The organism is Streptomyces sp. NPDC107562, assembly GCF_055657325.1.
Genome location: NZ_JBVKBE010000024.1, coordinates 64,128 through 74,759, shown reverse-complemented (window position 1 = coordinate 74,759; position 10,632 = coordinate 64,128). Strand labels below are relative to the sequence as shown.

7 protein-coding genes are annotated in these 10,632 nt (G+C 73.1%); 2 read left to right on the top strand and 5 right to left on the bottom strand.

Annotation, left to right across the window (positions count from 1 at the left end; translation table 11 throughout):
- Positions 1-90 precede the first annotated feature (90 nt).
- Positions 91-933, bottom strand: coding sequence for an alpha/beta fold hydrolase (locus tag ACZ7LV_RS37805; protein ID WP_471945895.1), 843 nt, complete (start codon positions 931-933; stop codon positions 91-93).
- Positions 934-1,103: 170 nt separating this feature from the next.
- Between ACZ7LV_RS37805 and paaK the strand changes: the two genes are divergently transcribed.
- Complete coding sequence (paaK, locus tag ACZ7LV_RS37800; protein ID WP_471945894.1) at positions 1,104-2,399, top strand: phenylacetate--CoA ligase PaaK; 1,296 nt, start codon at positions 1,104-1,106, stop codon at positions 2,397-2,399.
- Here paaK and ACZ7LV_RS37795 read toward each other — a convergent pair.
- A complete protein-coding gene (locus ACZ7LV_RS37795) occupies positions 2,368-3,900 on the bottom strand; it encodes an acyl-CoA synthetase (RefSeq protein WP_471945893.1) in 1,533 nt (510 codons plus the stop codon). The two genes, paaK and ACZ7LV_RS37795, sit on opposite strands and share 32 nt — an antisense overlap.
- A 110-nt stretch (positions 3,901-4,010) precedes the next feature.
- Here ACZ7LV_RS37795 and ACZ7LV_RS37790 point away from each other — a divergent pair, with 110 nt between their 5' ends.
- Positions 4,011-6,425: a penicillin acylase family protein gene (locus ACZ7LV_RS37790; protein ID WP_471945892.1), complete on the top strand. Its 2,415-nt coding sequence runs from the start codon at positions 4,011-4,013 to the stop codon at positions 6,423-6,425.
- A gap of 42 nt (positions 6,426-6,467) precedes the next feature.
- Here the strand turns inward: ACZ7LV_RS37790 and ACZ7LV_RS37785 are convergent, their stop codons facing one another.
- The 3 genes from ACZ7LV_RS37785 to ACZ7LV_RS37775 all read right to left on the bottom strand — a co-directional run bounded on the left by ACZ7LV_RS37785 (position 6,468) and on the right by ACZ7LV_RS37775 (position 10,514).
- Complete coding sequence (locus ACZ7LV_RS37785; RefSeq protein WP_471945891.1) at positions 6,468-7,733, bottom strand: DUF418 domain-containing protein; 1,266 nt, start codon at positions 7,731-7,733, stop codon at positions 6,468-6,470.
- Between the two features lie 124 nt (positions 7,734-7,857).
- Complete coding sequence (locus ACZ7LV_RS37780) at positions 7,858-9,405, bottom strand: acyl-CoA synthetase (protein ID WP_471945890.1); 1,548 nt, start codon at positions 9,403-9,405, stop codon at positions 7,858-7,860.
- Positions 9,402-10,514, bottom strand: coding sequence for a nitronate monooxygenase (locus ACZ7LV_RS37775; RefSeq protein WP_471945888.1), 1,113 nt, complete (start codon positions 10,512-10,514; stop codon positions 9,402-9,404). Before ACZ7LV_RS37775 ends, ACZ7LV_RS37780 begins: the two co-directional genes overlap by 4 nt.
- Positions 10,515-10,632 lie beyond the last annotated feature (118 nt).

Here is a 10,632-nt window from a genome sequence, read left to right as displayed (position 1 = left end):
AACGGCTCGATCACCGCCCACGACTCATCAGTCAACTCATGACGACGCACCACGAACAGACCAACGCACCAACCACTTTACGGACACGACCTAGGAGTCGGTGGCGAAGAAGCGGGCGGTGCGGCGGGTGAACCACTGCGGGTCGTCCACCCACGGATAGTGCCCCGCGCCCGGCTGGACGGCCACCTCGGCGTGCGGGAAGACCTCGGCGGTGCGGTGGGCGAGAGCGGGCCGGGGGCCGCCGTCGAGTTCACCGGCGTACACGAGGACCGGTGCGGTCAGCGTGGCCAGCGCCGCACGGGTCGCCGGCGGGTCGAAGGCGCCCTCGGAGCCGTACCGCTCGGCGGCCTCCTCGTTGCTCTCGTCCTCGTCGCGCGCGGCGTGCGCGGCGACCGCCTCGTCCCAGCGCCCGTAGAAGAACGGGATGAACCTCGGGTCGAAGTCCCCGCCGTGCCGCAGCCACTTCTCGAAGGCCGGGAAGGCCTCGGTGAACCACGGCTCGTCCGCGCGCAGCCGCGCGGCGGCCAGCCGGTCCTCGGTCGTCGCCGGCATGTCCAGCGCCCACGGGGTGGCCGTGATCAGCGCGAGCCGCGCCACCCGCTCGGGATGGCGGGCGGCGTACAGCATGGCGAGGCTGCCGCCCGCCGAGTGGCCGAGCAGGTCGATCCGCTCCAGGCCCAGGTGGACCCGCAGCGCCTCCACGTCGTCGACCAGGCGGTCGCAGCGGTACGTCGCCGGGTCGGCCGGTTTCTGCGAGGCGCCGGTGCCCCGCAGGTCGAGCATGAGCAGCCGGCGGTGGGCGGAGAGACCGCCGAGGTCACCGAGGTAGCGGGAGTGCCGCATGGGGCCGCCGGGCAGGACGACCAGAGGATCGCCGTCGCCACGTGAGTGGTAGGCGAGGCGGGTCCCGTCGGGGGCGAGGAAGGAGGGCATGGCGGTCATCCTCGGCGCCCGGAGGCAGCCCGCGCAACAGACTTCCGGCCGCCGCAGAAAGTGCGGGCCGGGGCCTTGCCTTCGGCCCTCAAGGACTGGATTACTGATCCACAACACCTCGACCGAATGATCGGTCGCCCGAATTGCTGCGGTTGGTAAGGGGAGGTCCCATGGCGGACAGGACGGACCTGCTGGACGCGGGGGAACGGCTGGACCCGCAGGAGTTGCGGACGGTCCAGCTGGACCGGCTGCGGGCGCAACTGCGGCACGCCTACGACCACGTGCCCTTCCACCGCGAGTCCTTCGACAAGGCGGGGGTCCACCCGGACGACTGCCGCTCCCTCGCCGACCTGGCCCGCTTCCCCTTCACCACCAAGGCCGACCTGCGCGAGCACTACCCGTACGGGATGTTCGCCGTGCCACGGGAGCGCCTCAGCCGCCTGCACGCGTCGAGCGGCACCACGGGCCGCCCGACGGTCGTCGGATACACCGAAGGCGACCTGTCGACGTGGGCCGACATGGTGGCGCGCTCGATGCGCGCGGCCGGCGTCCGCCCCGGCGACACGGTCCACGTGGCCTACGGGTACGGCCTGTTCACCGGCGGTCTCGGCGCGCACTACGGCGCCGAGCGGCTCGGCTGCACGGTGATCCCCGCCTCCGGCGGCATGACCGCCCGTCAGGTCCAGCTGATCCAGGACCTGAAGCCCCGCGTCATCATGGTGACGCCCTCCTACATGCTCACGCTGCTCGACGAGTTCGAGCGCCAGGGCGTGGACCCGAGGAGCACCTCGCTGCGGGTGGGCATCTTCGGGGCGGAGCCCTGGACCGAGGGGATGCGGCGGGAGATCGAGGAACGGTTCGGGATCGACGCGGTGGACATATACGGGCTGTCCGAGGTGATCGGCCCGGGGGTCGCCCAGGAGTGCGTGGAGACCAAGGACGGTCTGCATGTGCACGAGGACCACTTCTACCCGGAGATCGTCGACCCCGTCACCGGCAAGGTGCTGCCCGACGGCGAGCGGGGCGAGCTGGTCTTCACCTCCCTCACCAAGGAGGCGATGCCCGTGATCCGCTACCGCACCCGGGACCTGACACGGCTGCTCCCCGGCACGGCCCGCACCTTCCGCCGGATGGAGAAGATCACCGGCCGCAGCGACGACATGGTGATCCTGCGCGGCGTGAACCTCTTCCCCACCCAGATCGAGGAGATCGTGCTGCGCACCCCGGGGGTGGCACCGCACTTCCAGCTGCGCCTCACCCGCGAGGGCCGGCTCGACGCCCTGACCGTCCGCGCCGAGGCCCGCCCGGACGCCGCGCCCGGCGCGCGCGACGACGCGGCGCGGGCGATCGCGGCGGCCGTGAAGGACGGCATCGGCGTGTCCGTGACGGTCGAGATCGTGGAACCGGAGTCCCTGGAGCGGTCCGTCGGGAAGATCAGGCGGATCGTGGATCTGCGTCCGCGCTGACCCGGTCGCCGCCGAACCGGTCCCGCAGCTCCCGCTTGAGGATCTTGCCGCTGGCGTTGCGGGGCAGGGCGTCCACGAGGATTACCCGCTTCGGGGCCTTGAAGGCGGGCAGCTTCTCCCGCGCGTGGGCGATCAGTTCCGCCTGCGTCACCTCGTCGCGCGGCACGACCACGGCGGTGATCGCCTCGATCCACTTCTCGTCGGGCAGCCCGACGACCGCGACCTCGGCGACGGCCTCATGGGTGTAGAGGGCGTCCTCGACCTGCCGTGAGGCGACCAGGACGCCCCCGGAGTTGATGACGTCCTTCACCCGGTCGACGATCGTGAAGTAGCCGTCCGCGTCCCGGACCGCGAGGTCGCCGGAGTGGAACCAGCCGTCCCGGAAGGCCTCCGCGGTCTCCTCCGGCTTGTCCCAGTAGCCCTCGCACAACTGCGGGGAGCGGTAGACGATCTCGCCGGGGGTGCCGTCGGGGGCGTCCTGGCCGTCCTCGCCGACGACCCGGGCGTCCACGAAGAGCACCGTACGGCCGCAGGAGTCCAGCCGCCCCTTGTGCTCGCCGGGCCCGAGGACCGTGGCCAATGGCCCGATCTCGCTCTGGCCGAAGCAGTTGTAGAAGGCCAGCCCCGGCAACCGCTCGCGCAGCCGTTCCAGGACGGGCACCGGCATGATCGACGCGCCGTAGTACGCCTTGCGCAGCCCGCTCAGGTCGCGGGTGGCGAAGTCGGCGCGGTTCGCCAGGCCGATCCACACGGTGGGCGGCGCGAACAGGCTGTCGACGCGGCCGGCTTCGATCAGGTCGAAGAGCCGGTCGCCGTCCGGCGCGTCCAGGATAACGTTCGTCGCGCCGACCGCGAGGTAGGGCAGCAGGAAGACGTGCATCTGCGCCGAGTGGTAGAGCGGCAGCGCGTGCGCCGGCCGGTCGCCCGCGCCGAGGTCGAGGGCGGTGATCGCGCTGAGGTACTCGTGCACCAGCGCCCGGTGCGTCATCATCGCGCCTTTGGGCAGGGCCGTGGTGCCCGAGGTGTAGAGGAGCTGCGTCAGGTCCTCGGCGCGCGGCTCGGGGCCGTCGTAGGGCGTCGTGGACGGCAGCCGGGCGAGCAGGGAGTCGTCGGCGTCCCGCAGCGGCAGCCTGCGTACGCCCTTGGGGAGGCGGTCCGCGAGGCCGGGGTCGGTGAGCACCAGCCCGCTGCCCGACTGCTCCAGAAGGTAGGCCAGGTCGTCGCCGGTCAGGTTCTGGTTGACCGGCACGTGCACGAGGCCCGCGCGGGCGCAGGCGAGGAAGCCGACGAGGTAGGCGTCGGAGTTGTGGCCGTAGGCGGCGACCCGGTCGCCGGGGGCGAGTCCCTCGCCGAGCAGGACGCCCGCCGCCCGGGAGACGGCGTCGTCGAGTTCCTCGTACGTCCAGCGGCGGTCGCGGTACTCGACCGCGACGCGCGCCGGGGTGCGGCGGGCGCTGCGCCGCAGCACCCCGTCAACCGTGCTGCCGTGTCCGGGCGTCATGACTGATGATCCTCGGTCCGCGTCCGGAAGAGGTCAAGAGACAGGGCCGCGCGCGACATACCCGTTGGTACGCTCAACCGCTCCTTCCCCCAATGACGTTGGGAGGCACCATGCGCATCCGCCTGAGACGCTTCACCCTCACGGCCGTCGCCCTGCTCACCGCCGCCACCGCGCTGCCCGCGGCGGCCGCCCCGGCGCAGGGCCGTCCGGAACGACATCCCTCGCACGGCGGCCTGTCGGCCGTCGTCCGCTACACCGAGTACGGCATTCCGCACATCCTCGCGCGCAGTTACGCCGACCTCGGCTTCGGCACCGGCTGGGCGCAGGCCACCGACCAGGTGTGCACGCTGGCCGACGGGTTCGTCACCGTGCGCGGCGAACGGTCGCGCTACTTCGGCGCCGACGCGCCGTCCGACCCGGCGCTCTCCTCGGCGTCCCGCAACCTCGCCGGGGACCTGTACTTCCGCGGGGTGCGCGAGGCGGGCACGGTGGAGCGCCTGCTCGCCACGCCGGAGCCGGCCGGGCCGAGCCGGGCGGCGAAGGACCTGATGCGGGGGTTCGCGGCCGGCTACAACGCCTGGCTGCGGCAGAACCGCATCACCGACCCGGCCTGCCGGAACGCACCCTGGGTGAAGCCGGTCACCGCCCTGGACGTCGCCACCCGCGGCTACGCGCTCGCGGTGCTCGGCGGCCAGGGCCGGGGCATCGACGGCATCACGGCGGCCCAGCCGCCGACGGCCACCGCCGCCGGGTCGGCGCCGGACGCCGACCGCGTCGCGCGGGCCGCCCGTGAGCTGTTCGCCGCCGAGAGCGCGGACATGGGCTCGAACGCGGTCGCCTTCAGCGGCGCCACCACGGCGAACGGCCGCGGGCTGCTGCTCGGCAATCCGCACTACCCGTGGCAGGGTGGCCGCCGCTTCTGGCAGTCGCAGCAGACGATCCCCGGCCGCCTCGACGTCTCGGGCGGATCACTGCTCGGCACGGCCACCATCTCCATAGGTCACAACGCCAGGGTGGCGTGGAGTCACACCGTGGCCACCGGGACAACCCTCAATCTGCACCAGCTGACGCTGGATCCGGCCGACCCGACGGTCTATGTCGTCGACGGCCGTCGCGAGCGGATGACGAAGCGTCAGGTGACGGTGGCCGTCAAGGACGGGGCGCCGGTGACGCGGACCCAGTGGTGGACCCGGTACGGCCCGGTGGTGACCTCGCTCGGCGCGTCGGTGCCGCTGCCGTGGACGAGCACGACGGCGTACGCGCTGAACGACCCCAACGCGGCGAATCTGCGCGCCTCCGACACCGCCCTCGGCTTCAGCCGGGCGCGCGGCACCGACGACGTCCTCGCCACCCTGCGGCGCACCCAGGGCCTGCCGTGGGTGAACACGATCGCCGCCGACGCCTTCGGCCACTCCCTCTTCACGCAGTCCCAGGTCCTGCCGCGTGTCACGGACGACCTGGCGGCACGCTGCTCCACCCCGCTCGGCCAGGTCACCTACCCCTCGTCGGGGCTCGCGGTGCTGGACGGCGCGCGCGGCGACTGCGCGCTCGGCCGGGACGCCGACGCCGTGCAGCCGGGGATCTTCGGTCCGGCGAGGATGCCGGTCCTCAAGGACGCGCCGTACGCGGAGAACTCCAACGACAGCGCCTGGCTGGCCAATGCCGAGCGGCCGCTCACCGGCTACGAGCGGGTCTTCGGGAACATCGGCACCGCCCGCAGCCTGCGCACCCGCGGCGCGCTTCAGGACGTGGCGGCGATGGCCGGACGCGGCCGGCTGACCGTACGGGACCTCCAGGCGCAGCAGTTCGCCAACCGGGTGCCCGCCGGTGACCTCGCCGCCGCCGACGCCGCGAAGGCGTGCGCCGCGCTGCCGGGCGGCACGGCGACCGGGAGCGAGGGCAAGGCCGTCGACGTGTCCGAGGCGTGCCGGGTGCTCGCCGGCTGGGACCGCACCATGGACACCTCCAGCCGGGGTGCGCTGCTCTTCGACCGGTTCTGGCGGAAGCTGACGGCGACGGTCCCGGCCGCCCGGCTGTGGAAGGTGCCGTTCTCCGTCGCCGATCCGGTGCGCACCCCGAACACCCTGGACACCACGGTCCCCGGCTTCGCGACCGCCCTGGCGGACGCCGTGACCGAACTGCGGGCGGCGGGCATCGGGCTCGGCTCCCGGCTCGGCGAGCACCAGGTGGTGGTGCGCGACGGGCGGCGGATCGCGGTGCCCGGCGGCACCGAGTCGCTCGGCGTGTGGAACAAGGTCGAGCCGGTGTGGGACCCGGCGGGCGGCGGCTACGCGGAGGTCTCGACGGGCTCCAGCTACATGCAGGCCGTCGGCTGGGACGGGAGCGGCTGCCCGGTGGCCCGGACCCTGCTGTCGTACTCCCAGTCCTCGAATCCGCGCTCGGCCCATCTCGCCGACCAGACCCGGCTGTTCTCCGGTGAGAGGTGGGTGACGTCCCGGTTCTGCGAGAAGGACATCCGGTCCTCGCCCGCCCTGCGGGTCGTCGTGGTGCGCGAGCGCCGCTGACGCGGCCGTGGGGTGCCGGCCGGGTCCGGGCGGCACCCGCGGTCAGCCGGTCCGGGACGCCGCGGTTCCGTACAGGAGCCGTCGCAGCACCGCTTCGGCGGGGCCGCGGCGGCCCGCGCGTTCCAGGGCGTAGGCGCCGGCCACGGTGAGCAGCCAGACGCCGGTCGCGAACACCGCCATGCCGGCGCTGCCGAGGTGGGCGCCGAGACCGAGTCCCCAGGCGGCCAGCACGGGTGCGAAGAGCAGTGAGTGGGCGAGGTAGCAGGACAGCGAGCGCTTCCCCACGGCCGACACCGCGGCCACCGCCTTGACGCCGCGCCGGGGTTCACGGGTGGTCCACCAGTGGGCGAAGAGCGCGACGGCGGCGACGTAGCCGAGTCCGGCGGCGTTGCCGGTGGCGTCCCGCAGGAGGGTCAGCGCGCCCGACTCGCTCTGCGCGTCGGCCGGTACGTCCAGGGCTCCCACGTGGGCGAGCGCCGCGGGCAGGGCGCCGAGCCAGCCGATCGCGATGCCGACGACGGCGGTCCACCGCAGCAGCCTCCGATGCCGGCCGGGTTCCTCCAGGACACGGCGCCGCGCGGCCAGGAAGCCGAGCAGGAAGAGCCCGAATCCTCCCCCGACGAGGGACAGCGGCGCGGCCACGAAGGTGACGAACAGGCCGGTCTCCAGCCGGGTGCCCGCCGCGGCGAACCAGTTCCCCTCACCGGCCGCGTACGCCGTGAAGCCGGGCTCCGCCCCGGCGTCGCCGAGCGTGCCCAACTCGCCCCGCAGCAGCGCCGACACGACGGGCTCGGCGGAGGTGAACAGCAGCAGGCCCGCCGCGACGCCGATCCACCACTTCAGGGCGCGCTCGCCGCGCCGCAGGAAGGCGAGGCCGAGGACGAGGCCGAGCACGCCGTAGAAGCCGACGATGTCGCCCGCCATCAGCAGGGTGGAGTGGGCCAGGCCGATGACGATCAGCCACAGGCTGCGCCGCCGCAGGACCCGCGCGACGTCGCGTTCCGCAGTGCCGGCGGCGGTCTGCCGCAGCTGGAGCTGCGTCATGCCGTAGCCGAAGAGGAACGCGAAGAGCGGGTAGACCCGCAGATCGAGCACGGTGATCATGGTGAACTGCACCGCGTGGTCGAGCCACGAGCCGTCCACGGGCTGCCATCCGGAGGGGCCGCGCCGGGCCGCCCAGAGGTGGGAGGCGGAGTTGGACAGGACGATGCCCAGCAGCATGAGTCCGCGGGCCAGGTCGGGGGCGAGCGCTCGTTCTCCCGGCCGCACGCCCCCGCGTCGCAGGCGGCCCTCCGTGGTCGTCGTCATGCGTCCACGCTAGGAAGGCGGGGCGGGAGCGGGGATCGGCCGAAGGTCGGGCGCGGTCCGACCGAAGGATGACGTCCGCGCCGATCGCCGGGCCGGTGGGACACGGCCGCGGCGACCGGAGGCGTCACACGGTCCGGGTCCGTCCCTCCCAGTACGGCTCCCGCAACCGCCGTTTGTACAGCTTGCCGTTGGGGTCGCGGGGCATCTCGGCGATGAAGTCGACGCTCCTCGGGCGCTTGTACCCGGCGAGCCGGGCGGCGCAGTGGTCGAGGAGGGCGGCGGCGAGGTCCGGTCCGGGCGCGTGGCCGGGGGCCGGTTCGACGACCGCCTTCACCTCCTCGCCCCAGTCGTCGTGCGGGATGCCGAAGGCGGCGGCGTCGGCTACGGCGGGGTGGGCGAGCAGGACGGACTCGATCTCCGCCGGGTAGATGTTGACGCCGCCGGAGATGACCAGATCGATCTTGCGGTCCCGCAGGAACAGATAGCCGTCCTCGTCGAGACAGCCGAGGTCACCGACCGTGAAGAAGTCGCCGATGCGGTTCCTGCGGGTCTTGTCCTCGTCCTTGTGGTAGGCGAAGCCGCCGGTGCTCATCTTCATGTACACGGTGCCGAGTTCACCGGGAGGCAGCCGGTTGCCGTCGTCGTCGAAGACGGCGAGTTCGCTGATGGGCCAGGCCTTGCCGACGGTGCCGGGCTTCTTCAGCCAGTCCTCGGCGGTGGCGAAGGCGCCGCCGCCCTCGCTGGCCGCGTAGTACTCCTCGACCGAGTGTCCCCACCAGTCGATCATGGCTCGTTTGACGTGGTCCGGGCAGGGGGCGGCGCCGTGGATGGCGTGCCGCATCGAGGAGACGTCGTACGACCGCCGGACGTCCCGCGGAAGTGCCAGCAGCCGGTGGAACTGGGTGGGAACCATGTGGGTGTGCGTGCAGCGGTGGGCGTCGATCAGGCGGAGCATCTCCTCGGGGGTCCACTTGTCCATGACGACCAGGCGGTGGCCGATGTGCAGCGAGGCGCCGGCGAACTGGAGCACGGCCGTGTGGTAGAGCGGCGAGCAGACCAGGTGGACGTTGTCGTCGTACGGCTTGATGCCGAAGATGCCGAGGAAGCCACCGAGGTAGGACTCCTCGGGAGGCTTGCCGGGCAGCGGACGCCGGATGCCGCGGGGGCGGCCGGTGGTGCCCGAGGTGTAGTTCATGACCCAGCCGAGGGTGCGGCCTTCTGGGGGTGACTCCGGTTGCCCGTCGAGGAGTTCGGCGTACGGCCGGAAGCCCTCGTGGGCGCCGACGGCGTAGCGCCTGTCGGCCGGCAGGTTCGCCTCGTCGGCGGCCTGGCGGGCGGCCTCGGCGAACCGTTCGTGGGCGAGCAGGACCTTGGCGCCGGAGTCGGCGACGATCCAGGCGATCTCGGGTCCGACGAGGCGGTGGTTGACGGGGACCAGGTAGAACCCGGCCTGGGTGGCGGCCAGATAGGCGGTGAGGAACTCGGGCCCGTTGGGCAGCACGGCCGCGAAGGCGTCGCCGGTTCCCAGGCCGGCCGCGCGCAGGCCGTGCACCAGGCGGTTGGCGGCGGCGTGCAGGCGTCCCGCGGTCCACTCCTCGCCGTCGGGCGCCACGAGGACGACACGCCCGGGGTCGGCGGTGGCCTGGGCCCAGAAACCGGTGGGGGGATTCATGAGGGGCCGCTCCTTCCGGCGATGCGGTTGATGCGGTCGACGGCCCGCTCGAAGCCGCGCGTCAAGTCGTCGAAGACGGCCTGGACGCCGCGCTCGCTGGTCATCCGGCCCACGATCTGGCCGACGGGCGTGCCGAGCAGGGGGTCGACCTCGTACCTCTGGATGCGGGAGACGGCCTCGGCGACGAGGAGTCCCTGCAAGGGCATGGGCAGGGTGCCAGGACCCGCGGGGTCGTCCCAGGCGTCGGTCCACTCGGTGCGCAACTGGCGGGCCGGTTTGCCGGTCAGGGCGCGGGAGCGGACGGTGTCGCCGGAACCGGCCGCGAGGAGTTTGCGCGTCAGGGCCCGGGAGTGGAGGTCGGCCTCGGTCGTGGTCAGCCAGATGGAGCCGGTCCACACCCCTTGCGCGCCGAGCGCCAGCGCGGCGGCCACCTGCTCCCCGCTGCCGATGCCACCGGCCGCGAGCACCGGCAGCGGGTCGACGGCCTCGACGACCTCGGGGGTGAGCACCATGGAGGCGATCTCGCCGGTGTGGCCGCCGGCCTCGTACCCCTGGGCCACGACGATGTCGATCCCGGCGTCCCTGTGCTTGCGGGCGTGCCGGGCGCTGCCCGCGAGGGCGGCGACCAGTACGCCTTGATCGTGGGCACGGCGCACGACGTCGGCGGGGGGTGGGCCGAGGGCGTTGGCGAGCAGCCGGATCGGGCGGTCGAAGGCGACGTCGAGCTGGGTGCGCGCGACCTGCTCCATCCAGCCGGTGATGCGCCACCCGGGCACCTCGCCGTCGGGAAGTTCGGGTACGCCGTACTTGGCGAGGGTCTCCTGGACGAACCGCCGGTGCCCCTGCGGGATCATCGCCTCCACGTCGGCCTCGGCGACGCCCTCGACCTTCGTCGCGGGCATCACGACGTCCAGCCCGTACGGCCGTCCCCCGGCGTGCGCCTCGATCCAGTCGAGGTCGCGTTCGAGGTCGCCGGGGGCGGTGTAGCGGACCGCGCCGAGCACGCCGAAGCCGCCGGCCCGGCTGATGGCCGCGGCGACGGCGGGGAAGGGCGTGAAGCCGAAAAGGGCGTGCTCGACTCCCAGTTGTCTGCTCAGCTCCGTCTGCATGGGCGCAGGATGCCGCAGTCCTCCGGACGACGGAAGAGCTTTTCTGACATGACGTCAGATCCTTGCCGGGCCACCCGCGGACCGCACCACCAAGCGCACGCCCCATTGACACACACCC